Annotated in this window: 17 protein-coding genes; 2 read left to right on the top strand and 15 right to left on the bottom strand. The window is 39.2% G+C overall.

The genetic code is table 11. From position 1 onward, the window contains the following. Positions 1-15 precede the first annotated feature (15 nt). The 11 genes from dinG to ACFX4N_RS07845 all read right to left on the bottom strand — a co-directional run bounded on the left by dinG (position 16) and on the right by ACFX4N_RS07845 (position 10,955). A complete protein-coding gene (gene dinG / locus ACFX4N_RS07795) occupies positions 16-2,817 on the bottom strand; it encodes an ATP-dependent DNA helicase DinG (protein ID WP_377261179.1) in 2,802 nt (933 codons plus the stop codon). A gap of 202 nt (positions 2,818-3,019) precedes the next feature. Beyond that, positions 3,020-3,403: an aspartate 1-decarboxylase gene (gene panD, locus ACFX4N_RS07800; RefSeq protein ID WP_013056099.1), complete on the bottom strand. Its 384-nt coding sequence runs from the start codon at positions 3,401-3,403 to the stop codon at positions 3,020-3,022. Continuing rightward, complete coding sequence (gene panC, locus ACFX4N_RS07805; protein WP_377261182.1) at positions 3,404-4,261, bottom strand: pantoate--beta-alanine ligase; 858 nt, start codon at positions 4,259-4,261, stop codon at positions 3,404-3,406. 1 nt (position 4,262) lies between these two features. After that, positions 4,263-5,096: a 3-methyl-2-oxobutanoate hydroxymethyltransferase gene (gene panB, locus ACFX4N_RS07810; protein WP_028407963.1), complete on the bottom strand. Its 834-nt coding sequence runs from the start codon at positions 5,094-5,096 to the stop codon at positions 4,263-4,265. A 272-nt stretch (positions 5,097-5,368) separates the two neighbouring features. After that, positions 5,369-6,358 (bottom strand): biotin--[acetyl-CoA-carboxylase] ligase, encoded by a 990-nt coding sequence (locus tag ACFX4N_RS07815; protein ID WP_082611907.1) that lies wholly within the window; start codon positions 6,356-6,358, stop codon positions 5,369-5,371. Continuing rightward, a complete protein-coding gene (locus tag ACFX4N_RS07820) occupies positions 6,343-7,536 on the bottom strand; it encodes a CCA tRNA nucleotidyltransferase (protein WP_013056095.1) in 1,194 nt (397 codons plus the stop codon). The genes ACFX4N_RS07815 and ACFX4N_RS07820 overlap by 16 nt, the downstream gene beginning before the upstream one ends. 15 nt (positions 7,537-7,551) lie before the next feature. Beyond that, positions 7,552-8,679, bottom strand: a complete 1,128-nt coding sequence (bshA, locus tag ACFX4N_RS07825) for an N-acetyl-alpha-D-glucosaminyl L-malate synthase BshA (RefSeq protein WP_013056094.1) — start codon at positions 8,677-8,679, stop codon at positions 7,552-7,554. Next, positions 8,680-9,390: a bacillithiol biosynthesis deacetylase BshB1 gene (gene bshB1 / locus ACFX4N_RS07830; protein ID WP_053487028.1), complete on the bottom strand. Its 711-nt coding sequence runs from the start codon at positions 9,388-9,390 to the stop codon at positions 8,680-8,682. Between the two features lie 10 nt (positions 9,391-9,400). After that, a complete protein-coding gene (mgsA, locus tag ACFX4N_RS07835) occupies positions 9,401-9,799 on the bottom strand; it encodes a methylglyoxal synthase (protein ID WP_013056092.1) in 399 nt (132 codons plus the stop codon). A 12-nt stretch (positions 9,800-9,811) separates the two neighbouring features. Continuing rightward, a complete protein-coding gene (dapB, locus tag ACFX4N_RS07840) occupies positions 9,812-10,612 on the bottom strand; it encodes a 4-hydroxy-tetrahydrodipicolinate reductase (RefSeq protein ID WP_013056091.1) in 801 nt (266 codons plus the stop codon). A 13-nt stretch (positions 10,613-10,625) separates the two neighbouring features. Continuing rightward, the gene (locus tag ACFX4N_RS07845; RefSeq protein ID WP_013056090.1) at positions 10,626-10,955 is read right to left on the bottom strand and encodes a nucleotide pyrophosphohydrolase; all 330 of its coding nucleotides are present in this window, start codon (positions 10,953-10,955) and stop codon (positions 10,626-10,628) included. Between the two features lie 312 nt (positions 10,956-11,267). Here ACFX4N_RS07845 and ACFX4N_RS07850 point away from each other — a divergent pair, with 312 nt between their 5' ends. Continuing rightward, on the top strand, positions 11,268-12,134 hold the full coding sequence (locus ACFX4N_RS07850) for a YitT family protein (RefSeq protein ID WP_013056089.1): 867 nt from the start codon (positions 11,268-11,270) through the stop codon (positions 12,132-12,134). 29 nt (positions 12,135-12,163) lie between these two features. Here ACFX4N_RS07850 and ACFX4N_RS07855 read toward each other — a convergent pair whose 3' ends face one another. The 4 genes from ACFX4N_RS07855 to ACFX4N_RS07870 all read right to left on the bottom strand — a co-directional run bounded on the left by ACFX4N_RS07855 (position 12,164) and on the right by ACFX4N_RS07870 (position 15,393). Beyond that, on the bottom strand, positions 12,164-12,841 hold the full coding sequence (locus ACFX4N_RS07855) for a zinc metallopeptidase (protein ID WP_013056088.1): 678 nt from the start codon (positions 12,839-12,841) through the stop codon (positions 12,164-12,166). A gap of 64 nt (positions 12,842-12,905) precedes the next feature. Beyond that, positions 12,906-13,682 (bottom strand): sporulation protein YpjB, encoded by a 777-nt coding sequence (locus tag ACFX4N_RS07860; protein ID WP_013056087.1) that lies wholly within the window; start codon positions 13,680-13,682, stop codon positions 12,906-12,908. Positions 13,683-13,766: 84 nt separating this feature from the next. Further along, entirely contained in the window at positions 13,767-14,783 is a 1,017-nt protein-coding gene (locus tag ACFX4N_RS07865; RefSeq protein ID WP_057274572.1) for a CAP domain-containing protein, read from the bottom strand. A gap of 190 nt (positions 14,784-14,973) precedes the next feature. After that, positions 14,974-15,393, bottom strand: a complete 420-nt coding sequence (locus tag ACFX4N_RS07870; protein ID WP_013056085.1) for a CBS domain-containing protein — start codon at positions 15,391-15,393, stop codon at positions 14,974-14,976. A gap of 185 nt (positions 15,394-15,578) precedes the next feature. Between ACFX4N_RS07870 and ACFX4N_RS07875 the strand changes: the two genes are divergently transcribed. Beyond that, on the top strand, positions 15,579-15,938 hold the full coding sequence (locus tag ACFX4N_RS07875; RefSeq protein WP_013056084.1) for a YugN family protein: 360 nt from the start codon (positions 15,579-15,581) through the stop codon (positions 15,936-15,938). Positions 15,939-16,010 lie beyond the last annotated feature (72 nt).

Here is a 16,010-nt window from a genome sequence, read left to right on the forward strand (position 1 = left end):
GACTTAAGCGTATGCTCAAGTCTTTTCATTCCACCATTCTTTGTAGTCCAGTAATATATTCGAAAACGTTTTTTGAACAACCTGGACTTTTGGAAGTGAGTGAAGGAAATGGTACCCATATGCTGTTCGCGTAATACGATTATCAAAAATAAATATAGCTCCTCGGTCACTTTTGGAACGAATCAACCGTCCAAATCCTTGTTTAAAACGGATAACGGCCTGGGGAAGTGAATAATTCATAAAAGGACTTTTTCCTTCTTTTTTCATCTGCTCAAATTTAGCTGTCAGCAGAGGTTGATTTGGAGATGAAAAAGGAAGTCTGACAATTACGAGGCATGATAATAAATCTCCTGGCAGATCAATTCCTTCCCACAGACTGTTTGTACCTAATAGAATGGAATGCTCAAACTGGCTGAAGTCCTTTAGCAGTCTATTACGATTTCTAGTTGTGACTCCTTGACCGAGCAGTACAAACTCTTCAAGATCGTTTAACTCTTTTAAATAACCATACGTAGCTTTCAACATGTCATATGAAGTAAAAAGCACCAGCATACGACCATTTGTTACTTTAGCTACGTCAAGAATATTTTCTGCCATCATAGCGCTATACTCATATAATGATACTTCGTTAACAGCAGGCATATCTTGAGGAATATAGACTCTAGCTTGCTTCTCATAATCAAACTCGGAAGGGAGAATGAGTTGAGCAGGCTGAAAGTCATATAACCCTAGCTCTTGAATTAAATAATCAAATGTTCCATTCACCGTCAATGTAGCCGATGTTAAAATAACGCTTTGTTTCTTAGCGAAAAATTCATCAGCCAGCGTATCGGCAATGGAGGTAGGCTGACTATAGATATACGTAGCATTCGCTGCTCCTTTTGGTTCAATCTCAAACCACGTTACGTGATGACTCTGCTGTTTGAACAAAAGCTTTTCTATTTGCTGAGATATGTGTTCAAATCCTTTAACAGCCGTTTGAAATTCATGAAGAGACGACTGTTCATTTTTTGTGACTTTGTCATATAGTTCGTCAAAGGAATGTCTTGCCCCATCATTCCATGTAAAAAGATCGTGAATTAAAAAACGAATGCGCGACGCTGCTTCTTGAATAGCCGTCCAGTAATGCCCATGCTCTTTTTCCACTTTATATCGATAGCTGCTTCTTCCAATCTCGCCCTGCTGATTGCCGATTCTTTTTTGGACAAAAGAATGAATCAAACGAAATAAGTCATCGCACTCAGAATGAAGCTGCACAAACAGGTTTTGAAGAAGTTCAGTGTTAAGCTCGATACTATATTTCACAAACGTATGATGAACTTTTTTTAACAGCCCTTTGTCTTGAATGGTTCCGATTCGGTTTAATAGCGCATGAACCGCAAAATAATCTAAGCGCTCCCCCAGCTCTTCTCCAGCAATGTCTTCTAAGTGATGAGCCTCGTCAATAATAATCTGTTCATACTCAGGCAGCAGCTCATGATTACTCATCACATCCATCAACAGCAAGCGATGATTTGTCACTACTATATGGGCATTTTGCGCTCTGTTCTGCGCTCGTTCATAAAAAGAATAAAGTTTCCAAGGATGCTTAAAGTCACTTGGAGACGGATTGCTTTCGTTTAGCTGTTCCCAAAAAAGTTTGCCGCCAGAAGGCAGGTTTATTTCATCGCTATCGCCCGTTTCCGTTTCCGTCAGCCAAATAAGCAGCTTCGCTTTTGTGAGGATCGCATCGTAATTATTATTGCGCTCTTTTAAGAGCTGAATAAATTTTCTTATACTAATGTAGTGTTCTCTTCCTTTTAAAACAGCTGCCGTAACAGGAAACGGAACAATCTTTTCTAGAATGGGCACATCTTTTTCGATGATTTGCTGCTGAAGCGTTACCGTGTTAGTCGAGATAATGACTGGGTGATGATGAACAGAAGCATAAAACACGGCAGGAACTAAATAAGCGTAGGTTTTACCAATACCGGTCCCGGCTTCAATTAAAGCATGCTCATTACCTGCAAAGCACTCTTGTACAAAGTTCATCATCTCCCACTGCCCTTTTCGTTCTTCAAACAATGGCAGAGCCTGATGGAACAGCTTTTGCTTTTCAGTTTCAAATATTTCGTAAGTATGAGAGTGCTGCTTTTCATTAGCTGAATGCGGCTGATATTTGTTTAGCGCAATGCCATGTATAAATTCATAAGAACCATCCTCGGCATAACTTTTATCATCTATAACTTGTTGAATCAGTTCTCCAATTTCACTTTTAAAGTGCAAGCTTAGCGCATACAGCTGCTTTAAGGTTGTTAGAGGTAGCTTCTTTAATTTCTCAATTAGTAACAGTAAAATACGTGCCGTTACTTCTGCATCACTATCTGCTTGATGAGGGTTTTCATGTTCAATATGTAAATACTCAGCTAATTGGCTAAGTTTGTACCCATCAACTGTAGGCAGCAGAATCCGAGCCAGTTCGACGGTGTCTACGGTTGAATTATAAAGCGTCTCCTCTCCGCACTGATAGAGTTCTTCTTGTAAAAAAGTTAAATCAAATGCCACATTATGTGCAACAAAATAAGCATCATCTAGCAATTCTATAATTTTAGGTGAAATTTCTTCAAATAAAGGCGCATCTTTCACCATATCATTTTGAATGTTAGTTAGTTGTGTAATAAAAGGCGGAATATCCATACCAGGATTTAAAAAACTAGAAAAACGTTCAACAATTTTGCCGTCTTCTACTATGACAGCAGCAAATTGAATCATTTTATCTCCTTGTTTTGGAGAATGTCCCGTCGTTTCAAGATCTACCACAACAAAGCGTTTATTCACGGTCAACACCTCGCAAGTCTGTCTTTTTATAGTATAAAGTGAAAGCCTGCTCTATATGCTTTAAAAGCGCAACTCCTTCTCGTGAAAAACAGAGAGGCTTCCATACATAGAAGTTTTACTTTAGTGTGTATAGAGGTATATACCGTTCACTTACTAGCGTATGTATTCAAATAAAAATCCCCCTCATAAAGGGGGACTGTTCTTATAGAATTGTACCAGCTGGTTCTTGTTTAAGCAATTGTTGGATTTTATTCTGCTCATTCATAATCGCTACGGTTGGATGATGGTGAGCTACTTCTTCATTTGCTACGAGCGCATAAGAGATAATGATGATGATATCTCCAGGCTGCACAAGTCTTGCAGCAGCTCCATTTAAACAAACTACGCCGCTCCCGCGTTCGCCGGGAATAACGTACGTTTCCAAGCGAGCTCCGTTATTATTGTTTACAATTTGGACTTTTTCGTTTGCTGCGATTCCTACTGCGTCGATGATATCTTCATCAATGGTGATACTGCCAACATAATTTAAGTTGGCTTCAGTTACATGAGCTCTGTGTATTTTAGCATTCATCATCGTGCGAAACATTTAGTTATCCCCCTGTACGTCTACAATTACATTATCAATTAAACGAGCTTTAGAGAATTGAACAGCTAAAGCAATGATGATTTTGCCAGCGGCTTGTTTAATCGTTTTTAGCCCTGGATACGTATAAACCTCGATATAATCCACTTTACCGCTCGTATATTGCTCAATTTCTTTTCGAATGGCCTGTTTAATAATTTCTACGTGCTTCTCTCCGCTTTCAAGAAGCTGCAGAGCGCTTTGTAAACTCTTAAATAAAACAGGTGCCTCTTCTCTTTCTTTATCTGTTAAATATACGTTACGAGAACTTTTAGCTAATCCATCTGCTTCTCTCACCGTATCTACTGCTCTAAGCTCCACTGGGAAATTAAAGTCTTCAATTAGGCCATCTACTACAGCAACTTGCTGTGCATCTTTTTTACCAAAGTATGCACGATCTGGTGTTACAATGTGAAAAAGCTTTGTTAGTACCGTGGCTACTCCGTCAAAATGACCGGGGCGCTTCTGTCCACACAATACGTCTACACGATCTGTCACGGTTATAGCAACTGAACGGCTTAACTTATACATTTCCTCTACTGAAGGATAAAATAAATAGTCGACGTTAGCTTCTTTTGCCACGCGCTCATCGCGCTCAAAATCTCTTGGATACGTATCAAAATCTTCATTTGGTCCAAATTGAGTCGGGTTCACAAAAATACTTAGCGCCACTACTTCATTTTCTGTGCGGGCTGCTCCAAGCAAAGTAGCATGGCCTTCATGCAAGTAGCCCATCGTCGGGACAAATCCAATTGAGCGTCCAAGCTGCTTTTCTTTTTTCATCTCCTGCTGCATGTCTTTAATTGTTGTAATGACTTTCATCTTATTTCCCTCCGTACAGTGCCGTTAACTGCTCTTCTTTCATTGAAAAAGTATGTGCTTCTTTCGGAAACTCTCTTTTTTTCACTTCACTTACATACTGAGAAAGCCCCTGTAAAATAGGCTCATTTATTTTCGCAAATGACTGAACAAATTTTGGTACACGCTCTACTCCGTACGTTAATACATCGTGGTATACAAGTACTTGACCATCCGTGTCAGCTCCTGCTCCAATTCCGATTGTTGGAATGCTCAAGCGTTCAGCTACTTGTTTTGCTACTTGTTTAGGAACACATTCTAATACAACAGCAATAGCTCCCGCCTGCTCACACTTGATAGCGTCTTGGATTAGCTGTTTGGCTTCTTTCGCTTCTTTTCCCTGCACTTTATAACCGCCCAGGACACCGACAGACTGAGGAGTTAACCCGAGATGTGCAACAACCGGAATACCAGCTTGCGTCAATTCTGAAATTGTATAAAGAACATCCTTTGCACCTTCTACTTTTAAAGCATGAGCTCCGCTTTCCTGCATAATACGAGCAGCATTTTTCATCGTGTCTTCTTTCGACACGTGATAGGACATAAATGGCATGTCGGTGACGATAAATGTATCAGCAGCTCCTCTTTTAACCGCTTTTGTATGATGAATCATATCATCTACCGTTACAGGAATCGTAGAGTCATATCCTAAAACGACCATTCCTAGAGAATCGCCTACTAAAATCATGTCTACGCCTGCTTCCTCAGCGTACTTAGCTGACGGATAATCGTACGCAGTCAGCATCACAATTGGTTCATTGTTTTGTTTCATACGTAAAAAATCTAATTTTGTTTTCACTAACTTTCTCCTCCTTCTCAGAGGAGATGAGCGCACGTCTGCACACAAAAAGTCCTTCTACCTATAAAAGGAAGAAGGACTTTGACAGACTTGATCTATAAAAAGCACACTTTACCTAATGTGCTTACCTACGCGTCATCCCTCTGTCCTAGTCCTTAATGGATCAAGGCAGATTTATTGTCGTATTAAAAATAAACAAACGAGTATCAAGTGAAGTTCTTGCGATACTACCTTGATACTCGTATTATAATAAAAATTTCTTTATTTTTCTACTATTTTTTAGCAGAGAGCTCAATATCTGCAGAATGAATTCGGTGTATAACTCCTTCATCATCTTCAATCAATAAAACGCCTTCATCTGTTATACCTTTTGCAAAGCCTTCAATGTTGGCTGTCATCGTGCGTGCTATAATTCGCTTTCCAATACTGATCGCATACGTTTCCCAAAGAACTTTAATTAAACCAAAGCCATTTTTTAAGTATTCTTCGTAAAGGGTTTCTAACTTTAAGAAAAACGCTTGCATCAAAGCCGCACGATTAATTTCTTCACCTTTTTCAATACGTAAAGATGTGGCAATGTGTTTGATTTGTTCATTAAAATCCGTTTCCTGCTGATTCACATTGATGCCGATTCCTATGATGACCGAATGAATCCGGTCAAAATCAGCCTGCATTTCTGTTAAAATCCCAACTAGCTTCTTCCCATTTAATAAAACATCATTAGGCCATTTAATGTCTGGAGAAAGGTTCGTCACTTCTTGAATGGCCTGTACAACAGCCACTGCTGATAGTAGAGTCAGCTGAGGAGCCTGCTGCGGAGGGATAGAAGGACGCAGTATAATACTCATCCAGGCACCAGTATATTTTGGGGAATACCACGCTCTATCAAGTCTTCCTCTCCCTGCCGTTTGCTCTTCAGCAACTACGACCGTTCCTTCTTTGGCTCCATCTTGAGCAATTCGATGAGCAATTTTTTGAGTAGAATGCACGCTTTCCTCATAATGAATATACTGACCGATTTTTGTTGTTTGGAGCCCTAATAAAAGCTCGTTGCTGCTTACTTTGTTCGGCTTCCCAACAATGCGATAGCCTTTTTTACGAACAGCTTCAAGTTCATAGCCGTCTTTTCGTAGCTCTTCGATATGCTTCCATACAGCTGTTCTTGAACAGCCTAATAAATCGCTGATCTTTTGGCCGGACACATAGTCCCCATCTGCGTTCGTAAACATTTCAAGCAGTGTTCTTCTTATATCTGACTGCAAGACTGCACCCACTTTCTTATTGAAGATTTCGTGTTCATTAACTCATTGTATAGAACTTTCTCCTCAATTTCTTTTAACAGTTGAGACACCCATGGACCACCCTTTTTACCTGTCCACACTAACAGATCTTGACCATTTATATCTAAATCTTTTAAAGAATGAATAGGCAGCTCGCTATAGATGTAAAGAAGCTCATGTTCATTCATATACTCATTGCTTCGAAGAAGTTGTAAAATACGATTCACGCTCACGCTGGCCTGCTCTCCAATGGTATACATGATGCGTTTTGACCATCCATTTTCCAAAACGTCTCGAAGACCAATAGACTGAAGCTGAATATCTTTAATTTGCTTATTAGATAATTTCCAGCTTTTAAAAAATGCCTGCTTGTCTTGAATGTCGAGTAGATGTACCAGAAGTGTCCATGACTCCGATACTCGCTGAAGCATCATCCAATCGTGTGCACAAACAGATCGGAATTTTTGCGGATCTACATTCAGTTGGGGCAAGTAGCGATACAGCTCCGTATCTGCTACAAGTGCTAATGCTAAAGACGGACGCTTTCCGCTCAGCATTTTTTCGAATTCAACTGTAATGCGTTCAATAGAAACATGCCTCAGCAGTTCACCGTATTGCTGAATGGCTCTTTTAGTTTGATCAGACAGCGAAAACGCCAGCTGACTGACAAAGCGAACGGCTCTCATCATACGAAGAGCATCTTCATGAAAGCGTTCTTTAGCATTTCCGACAGTGCGAATTAACTGATTTCGCAAATCTTCTCTTCCATTAAATGGATCAATGATTTCTCCTTTTGCATTCATAGCCATTGCATTGATTGTAAAATCGCGACGCTGCAAATCTTCTATCAGAGACGAAATAAACGTAACGGACGAGGGACGACGAAAATCATCATATTCTCCCTCAGAGCGAAAAGTGGTTACCTCATAGGTCTCGTTCTCATGGACAACGACAACCGTACCATGCTCGATTCCTACATGAATCGTCTTAGGAAAGAGTTCCATCACTTGTTCAGGCCTAGCTGACGTAGCGATATCAATATCTCCAATCGTCCGATTTAAAATGAGATCCCGGACCGCTCCTCCAACAAAATACGCTTCGTAACCGGCTGTCTCCAGTTTTTCAATAATATAAAGCGGATGAATGAACGGTTCTTTCATAACTTCCTCCATTCTTCAACCCTGTACCAATTTATAATAAAGTTTTTCATATTGACTCACAATCTCTGTTGAATGAAATTTATGATTAACTGCGCTTAGAGACGCTTCCCTCATTTGGTGATGCAGCTGTTCATTTTCAAGTAGCTGAATTGCTTTGCTCGCTGCCTCTTCGACGTCTCCCACTTCGCAAATATATCCTGTTTTTTCGTGTTCAATTACTTCGGGAATTCCGCCTATATTTGTTCCGATGCATGGAACACCACAAGCCATAGCTTCTAAAAGTACAAGCCCAAAGCTTTCTTTTTCAGATAATAACAGTTTTAAATCGCTAATCGAATATAATTCTGCTACATTTTCTTGTTTCCCAAGAAATAACACAGAATCTTGAAGATTTAGCTCTCTTACTAATTGAGACACAACCGTCATTTCAGGGCCGTCCCCTACAAGCAGCAGCTTAGACTGAAGCTTTTTATTAATAATAGCAAATGTTTTGACTATATCTGTAACTCGTTTGACTTGACGAAAGTTTGAAATATGAATAACGACTTTTTCATTTTCTAATATGCCATACTCCGCTTTTAAATACTGCACTTCTTTTTTATGATAAACTCGTTCATCAATAAAATTATACATCGTTTCAATTTCTTTATCTGGACTAATTAAATGGTGAGTTTGATCAACAAGTGACTGAGATACAGCAGTCACTGCATCTGATTTCTCAATTCCAAATTTAATTAAATCTTTTAACGATGGATCCTCTCCTAGAACCGTAATATCTGTCCCATGAAGAGTCGTCACAATTTTCACTTCGTGCTCCACCATTTGTTTAGCTAAAATCCCGCAAACGGCATGGGGGATTGCATAGTGCGTATGAATAATGTCAAGCTTTTCTCTTTTAGCCACTTCAGCCATTTTACTGGATAAAGCGAGATCATACGGAGGGTATTTAAAGACGGAGTACTGATTTACATCTACTTCGTGAAAATAAATATTTGGATATACTTTCGTCAATCTAAAAGGCATGCTAGAGGAAATAAAATGAATTTCGTGCCCCTTTTCAGCCAGCAGCTTCCCTAGCTCCGTTGCTACCACTCCTGAACCTCCAACGGAAGCATAACATGTAATACCAATTTTTAACTTCATTTATTTTCCACCTACTAAATCGTCGTACATCAAAATCGGTTTTTTAGATAAAAAACCTTCACCGTATGCTACCCCGACTTCTTTGCCAAATAATCTCTCTCTGCTCTCTACCGTTTCAATATATCCGTTTACCAGCGGCGTATCAAACGTATCTGCTGTTTTTATAAATTGACTTTCATAAGCCTCTAGACTAGCTACTTTCTTTTGAAACGTGCTTGATACATCTACGATAAAATCTGGCTTATGAAATCCATTTATCATATAGAAATAAAGAGACTCAGCACGATGAGCTTTTTGCTTTTTATAATCGATATAATTTTTAACGCCAGCGGAAAACATGGCCTCTTCTACAAGCTTTGCACAATTTCCATGATCAGGATGACGATCTTCAAAGTAAGGAGCAAATATAATCCTTGGTTGATACGTGCGAATGACTGATGCAATTTCAGCTATATACTCTGCCTTTAAAACCAAACCTCTGTCTGGCAAATGCAGATGAATTCGCTCATGAACACCTAAGACATCAGCAGCTTTGGACGCTTCTCGTTTTCGAATTTCAACCGTTCCATTTGAAGAAAGTTCAGCTTGCGTCAAATCGCAAATAACTACCTTCAAACCTTGTTCACTCATTCTTGCAATGGTTCCACCCATACCGATTTCTACATCATCGGCATGAGCACCAAAGGCAAGGATATCTATTGTTTCTTTCATTATCTTCACCCTATTTTTTTATAATTGAACGCCAATGCAAATCGCCTCGTTCAAGTCCATGAATTAAAATCTCTGCTGTTCCCATATTCGTTGCAAGAGGAACCGCATAGACGTCACATAGGCGCATCAGAGCTGAAATATCAGGTTCATGAGGCTGAGCTGTTAACGGATCGCGGAAAAAAATAACCATATCCATTTCATTTTGAGCAATTAAAGCTCCTATCTCCTGATCTCCTCCAAGCGGCCCTGATTGAAAGCGGTGAACCTTCAAACCTGTTGCTTCTGAAATACGCGTTCCTGTTGTTCCTGTTGCGAACAGCGAATGTTCCTGTAAAATCGCTTGATAGGCTGTTGTGAATTGTACCATATCATTTTTCTTTTTATCATGTGCAATTAAGGCGATTTTCATTTTTCTCGCTCCTTAGTCAATAATATTTTCTAATCCATATACAAGTGTGTCTACGTTCATAACTGTATCAACAGCTAGCTTCACACCTGACATAAAAGAAGCACGGTTGTATGAATCATGACGGATTTTTAATGTTTGTCCAAATCCTCCGAACATTACTTCTTGGTGAGCAATCAGCCCTGGCAGGCGTACGCTATGTAGGCGGATTCCTTCATAATCTGCACCGCGCGCCCCTTCTAGCAATTCTTTTTCCTCAGGATGACCCTGTTTTTTTGCTTCACGAACTTCACTGATAAGCTCCGCTGTTTTTAAGCCTGTTCCTGATGGTGCATCTAACTTTTGATCGTGATGCATTTCAATAATTTCAACATCATCAAAGTATTTAGCTGCCATTTGTGAAAACTTCATCATTAAAATAGCGCCAATCGCAAAATTAGGTGCAATGATACAGCCAAGTTCCTTCTCTTCAGCAAGCTGCTTTAATTCTTTTAAATCTTCTTCTGAAAAGCCAGTGGTTCCTACAACAGGTCTTACTCCATATGTTAGGGCTGTTTTAGTATGAACGCGCCCAATTTCAGGTGTTGTCAAGTCAACTAAAACATCTGCCTTAACGTCTTGAAAACATTTTTCAATATCCGTGTAGATTGGCGCTTGTACATTTGGCATTCCTTCAATATCACTTATGTATTTTCCTTCATTGATACGATCTACCGCTGCTACTAATTCAAAATGCTCTGTTTCTTCTATTAATAATACAGCTTCTTTTCCCATACGACCTCTTGGTCCTGCAAGTACAATTCGAATTTTGTCCATTCTTTTTCTCTCCTTAGTCTTCTTTTTTCGTCCAGCGATCTTTGTCACGCGTATTAAATTTATTCATAACGCGATCATGCGCTTCTTGTAAATCAATATTTAATGAATTTGCAAAGCAAATTAATACAAATAAAATGTCGCCCATTTCTTCTTCGACCGTACGTTCTGCTTCAGTCGTTTTCTTCGGCTTTTCACCATAATAGTGGTTAATTTCGCGCGATAATTCGCCCACTTCTTCCGACATTCGCGCAAGCATAGCAAGAGGACTAAAATATCCTTCTTTAAATTGGCTAATATATGCATCAACTTCTTGCTGCATTTGCTCCATCGTTTTTTTTGACATCTTTTTATTTCACCTCTTTTAGAAGTACACTCAGCTTACTATTATAACATCTTTACTTCAAATTATTTAGTGTAATTACTTCTTCTTACCAAGCCTTTGTCAGATGCTCTTTCACAATATTCCTCGCGTTTCCCTTAATTCTCAAAAATCTGTCTATATTTTACGAATTGAGGATACTACTAATACATAGCACTAGAAGAAACATCATCACTTTTTACTATTTTCAAAAATCTTTTCGATAGTTATTTACGAAATGAAATATATTCCTTTATGATAAGGTAGTGCAAAAACGGTCATAGGAGGTTTGTAAGTATGAAAGGTCTCAGATTTAAAAATATTATTTTTATACTGCTTGGTGCTGCCATATTTGCGTTTGGACTTGTTAATTTTAACATGCAAAACAATTTAGCTGAAGGTGGATTCACAGGCATTACCCTGCTTTTATTTTTCTTATTTAACATTGATCCCTCTTATTCTAACTTAGTGTTAAATATTCCTTTGTTTTTTGTAGGGTGGAAACTATTAGGGAGAACAGCATTTATTTATACCATGCTCGGAGTCGTTAGCTTATCGCTATTTTTATGGATATTCCAGCGCTTCCCGGTGAATATGCCCCTGCGTCATGATATGACTCTAGCAGCTCTTTTTGCCGGTGTTTTTATTGGAGTGGGTCTTGGCATTATTTTCAGGTTTGGAGGAACAACAGGAGGAGTCGATATCATCGCACGTGTTGTTCAAAAATATATCGGGTGGAATATGGGAAAAACGATGTTTCTTTTTGACTTTATTGTGATTAGTGCGTCTCTCATTTATTTATCCTACCGAGAAGCTATGTACACACTTGTTGCAGTCTTTGTCGCTGCACGGGTTATTGACTTTATGCAAGACGGCGCGTATGCCGCCAAAGGAGCAACGATCATTTCAAATCATAACGAAGCCATATCGGATAAAATTATGAAAGAAATGGATCGAGGCGTGACGATTTTAAAAGGACAAGGTTCTTTTTCTAAGCAAGATACCAACGTACTATACTGCGTGGTTAGTAAAAATGAAATTTTCCGTTTAAAGCAAGTTATTACTTCTGTAGATCCACACGCATTCGTTGCAGTTACGGATGTTCATGATGTCTTAGGCGAAGGATTTACCCTTGATGAAAATAAAAAACCGCTTGAAAGATAAAAAAATACCGCTAATGCGGTATTTTTTTATTAGTCGTCGTTATTCATTCCTGTATAAATCATGATTAAACGAACCAACTCAAGAACCGCTACTGCTGCGGCTGCTACGTATGTTAAAGCCGCTGCGTTAAGCACTTTACGCGTCTCGCGCTCTTCGTCATTTCGAATCGCTCCGACTGAGACGATTTGCGTCATCGCTCGGCTTGAAGCGTTAAATTCAACAGGCAGTGTTACAACTTGGAATACGACCGCTGCTGCCATGAAAATAATACCTAACAATAGCAACGGCTTAATCGACGCGATAATTCCAATCATAATTAAAATCCAAGAAGCGTTTGATCCAAGGCTTGCCACCGGCACAAGGGAGTGGCGAAGACGTAAAAACGAATAGTTTTCTTTGTCTTGAATCGCGTGTCCCACTTCGTGAGCCGCAACGGCAGCGCCCGCGACAGACGTTCCGTAATAGTTGTCTTCTGATAAACGAATTACTTTTGAACGAGGATCGTAGTGATCCGATAAAAATCCGCCTACAGGCTCTACGTGAACGTTGTACAACCCGTTTTCATCCAAAATTTTTCTTGCCACTTCTGCGCCTGTCATTCCTGATGAGTTGCTTACTTGTGAATATTTTTTGTAAGCACTTCTCACCTTAAACTGTGCCCAAATTGGCACAAGGATAATAATGAGAAAATAAATCAAAAAGCTCATTTACCCACACCTTTCATTATGTGTTTGACTACTCTTTTATTTTAGACAATTCTGCGCTTTTACGTCAATCATTACGCCCTCTAGCTGACTTTCTTTTCTGGTCAGCAAAATATTTTCGCGCTCCTACATAAAAAAGTGTAGCAATAATAATACTTCCGGTGGTAATTGTAACCCAAATAAAAGACGGGTCTGTACGATTTTCTTTTACTTGTTCAAAAAAATCTTTTAAGTTTTGTTCCATTTGGTTAAACTGCTCATCGTTAATCTCACTTGGCGTTCCTTCAGTTTGTAAAAAGTGAACGTCCGCGCTCACACGCTGTACGTAGGGAGACGACACGTCTACCTGCGCGCTCGGTAAGATCATATCATATTCCTTCAAAAATTGCTTAAGCTGCGCTTCATAAGCCGCTTGTTCTCCTTTTACCGCTTCATTTCGCATCTCTTTAAATGTTGCTAGCATACTGCCTTCGAGCTCAGTCCACATAGGCTGATGCTTGCTGTGCAGCGCATCGACTAACAATCGAAATTGAGTAGCTTTTTGAAGACGTTCTTCATCACTGGAATCAGAAGATAAAAGAGACCTTTCTACCTGTTCATAACAAAGAGTTAAAATACGTATATCTTCGGCCGAAACGCCCAAAGAAGCTGTATTGAGACTGGTAAATTCATTCGAAAAGTTTCTGAACAAATGTTGGGCTGCTTTATACTCCTTTTGCTCTACAAGCGATAGCGTTTGATCAGATAAGTTATCAAGCTTTTCCCACTGCCCTTCAGCTGCATGTACAGTAGTCGTATATGCAAAGAAAAGTACGAGCAATATTCCTACTATTCTTCCTTTCATTCTCGTCCCTCCTCTAACCTCTACTAAAACTTATGAGAAAGAGGACAAGAGTAGACCTATTTTCAAAAGGAAGTTTTAATCTTACTATTCATTCATCGGAGTGATAAAGTTTTGCGTGTAATATTTCTCATATACACCTACACCAAGACGCGTAAACTCTTTATTGAGTAAAGCCTTACGATGTCCCTCACTATTAAGCCACCCTTCAACCGCAGCGATTCCATCCTGATAATTCGAGGCAATATTTTCGCCCGCGATACGATATACTACATCACCTTTTTGCAGACGGTTGCCTAAATCACCTTGTGCTGGTGAAACGTGAGAGAAATAGTTTAAGTCGCTCATTTCTTTGCTGTGTAAATAAGCTACTCCAGCAGTGGCTTCGTCCCAAGCTAAAGGTGACAGCTGAAACCGGTCTCGAATTACATTTGTAATATCGATAATTTGCTGCTCTTCTCCTTCTTGGACACTTTTCCACTCCTCCAATGTCAATGACGGAGCTGTTGGAAGCTCGCCGCGATAAACAATTTCGTACGGGCGCTGTTTTAATAGCGTGTCCATGTCCATAATTCGAATACTTGAGATTGTATTAAGGAACTGATCAAAATATAGTTGGACGTATACATCTCCATATTTAATAATGGGACGCATTTTCATATCCTCTTCACTCAGACGAAATCGGTATTCATTTCCGCCTTTCTGAAGCGTGAGTTCGGATGAAAGTGAAACTCTTTTTTCTACTTCCTCTCGCTTCTCACCAATCTCAAAAGGATCTGTATTTGTTTTTGAGCCAATGACGTATACAGATACGACTTGATTATTTTCTACTCCTACCTGCGCATACGTTTGACGATTCTTTTTGTAAATCCACCAGTCATAGCCATATGCAGAAGAATCAATACGATCCGGCTCTCCAAGCATTCCAATTAACTGTTCTGAATGATCTCCAATGAGCCTCATCATATTTTCACTTTGTTTTTCATAAGAAGCCACTTCTTGTGTGGGCTGACTTTTGGAATCCGTTTGGTTTTGCTCAATATTTTGACCCGTTAGATATTTTTCTAGCTGAGGTAAATAATCCTCCGCGTATACAAATGCCACTATTAATACGAGAATAAAAATAACTTTTTTCAGCTTTTCTTCCTCTCCTTACACCTGTTTTCTTTACCTGTTTAACTTATTTTTATCTCTATTATACATGCATTCAAAAAAAAATAGCTATCGGTATGAAGGAAACAAAAGAAAAAGCCAACTATTTACGAATATACTGCAAACAGTTGGCTTTCGCTTTTTAATGCGTTTGTTGTGAAATGTCTGAGAGCGCTTCTCCTGCACGTTCATTTGCATAGCGAAACGTTGATAAATCACCTAGCGATACAATCCCTACTAGCTTTTGATTTTCCACAACGGGAAGACGACGGATTTGATGTTGAGCCATAAGCTTAGAAGCTTCTTCTACAGAGGCTTCCGCTGTAATAGTTATAAGCTCTTCACTCATAACATCCGTTACTTTACTTGAATTTGGCTTCTTTTCTGCAATGCCTTTTATAACTAAGTCTCGATCTGTAATCATTCCTACTAGCTGATCTCTATCGACAATTGGAATTGCTCCTACATTCCATTCCTTCATTTTCACTGCTACTTCATATACGTTATCAAGCGTGGTGCATGTTTCCGTATCAGCTGTCATTACCTCTTGTACAGTTTTCATTGTTTTATCCTCCTTTACATCGTGTGTTCGTTTTATAGTGTGACCAACTTTTTAGTAAACTTTCGTATTTAAAACGTTTAAATAAAAATAGATAACGTTTACATTTTTCCTTATTAGATATTGCAAGTTTTATCCATTCGGCTTATGATTTAATTGGGGTATATCTGTTTTGGGAGGGAGTTCATATGAAATTTGAATATGCAAAATTTGATTCATTAAAGGTTGATTTAGATTTATTAGATGAGATTATGCATCAATTTGGTCTGGTCCGCGCCGGACAATGGGATTATGAACGCGTCACGTACGATCGAAAATTCGAGTTTCAGCGAGATACCTTCTATTTGCGAGTACAAGGACATGCTATTTCAGGCGACGTAGGGGGCAGGCATGCTGTTATTCATCTTATGACACCTCTACTAGGCAAACATTATTATCCTCACGGTGTAGAATATGGAGACGGCGAATACTTTCCGCCATCCCTTGTAGAACAGTGTGAAAAGATATTAACACAAATCAAATCACAGCTTGAAACCGTTCAGCTATAGAAGTAAAAGAGGCTGAGACAAAAGTATGTTAGTTGAAGTTAAATGCGAACTACTAATCAAAATTATTGATTG

It is taken from the genome of Priestia sp. YIM B13551 (genome assembly GCF_042787905.1).
GTDB lineage: Bacteria > Bacillota > Bacilli > Bacillales > Bacillaceae_H > Priestia.

What these genes read in the sequence shown, in the direction of transcription:
- panD (WP_013056099.1), bottom strand. Translation starts at nt 3,403, where the DNA reads ATGTTTCGCACGATGATGAATGCTAAAATACACAGAGCTCATGTAACT.
- panC (WP_377261182.1), bottom strand. Translation starts at nt 4,261, where the DNA reads ATGAAAGTCATTACAACAATTAAAGACATGCAGCAGGAGATGAAAAAA.
- ACFX4N_RS07820 (WP_013056095.1), bottom strand. Translation starts at nt 7,536, where the DNA reads ATGAAAGAACCGTTCATTCATCCGCTTTATATTATTGAAAAACTGGAG.
- bshA (WP_013056094.1), bottom strand. Translation starts at nt 8,679, where the DNA reads ATGAAGTTAAAAATTGGTATTACATGTTATGCTTCCGTTGGAGGTTCA.
- bshB1 (WP_053487028.1), bottom strand. Translation starts at nt 9,390, where the DNA reads ATGAAAGAAACAATAGATATCCTTGCCTTTGGTGCTCATGCCGATGAT.
- mgsA (WP_013056092.1), bottom strand. Translation starts at nt 9,799, where the DNA reads ATGAAAATCGCCTTAATTGCACATGATAAAAAGAAAAATGATATGGTA.
- dapB (WP_013056091.1), bottom strand. Translation starts at nt 10,612, where the DNA reads ATGGACAAAATTCGAATTGTACTTGCAGGACCAAGAGGTCGTATGGGA.
- ACFX4N_RS07845 (WP_013056090.1), bottom strand. Translation starts at nt 10,955, where the DNA reads ATGTCAAAAAAAACGATGGAGCAAATGCAGCAAGAAGTTGATGCATAT.
- ACFX4N_RS07850 (WP_013056089.1), top strand. Translation starts at nt 11,268, where the DNA reads ATGAAAGGTCTCAGATTTAAAAATATTATTTTTATACTGCTTGGTGCT.
- ACFX4N_RS07855 (WP_013056088.1), bottom strand. Translation starts at nt 12,841, where the DNA reads ATGAGCTTTTTGATTTATTTTCTCATTATTATCCTTGTGCCAATTTGG.
- ACFX4N_RS07860 (WP_013056087.1), bottom strand. Translation starts at nt 13,682, where the DNA reads ATGAAAGGAAGAATAGTAGGAATATTGCTCGTACTTTTCTTTGCATAT.
- ACFX4N_RS07870 (WP_013056085.1), bottom strand. Translation starts at nt 15,393, where the DNA reads ATGAAAACTGTACAAGAGGTAATGACAGCTGATACGGAAACATGCACC.
- ACFX4N_RS07875 (WP_013056084.1), top strand. Translation starts at nt 15,579, where the DNA reads ATGAAATTTGAATATGCAAAATTTGATTCATTAAAGGTTGATTTAGAT.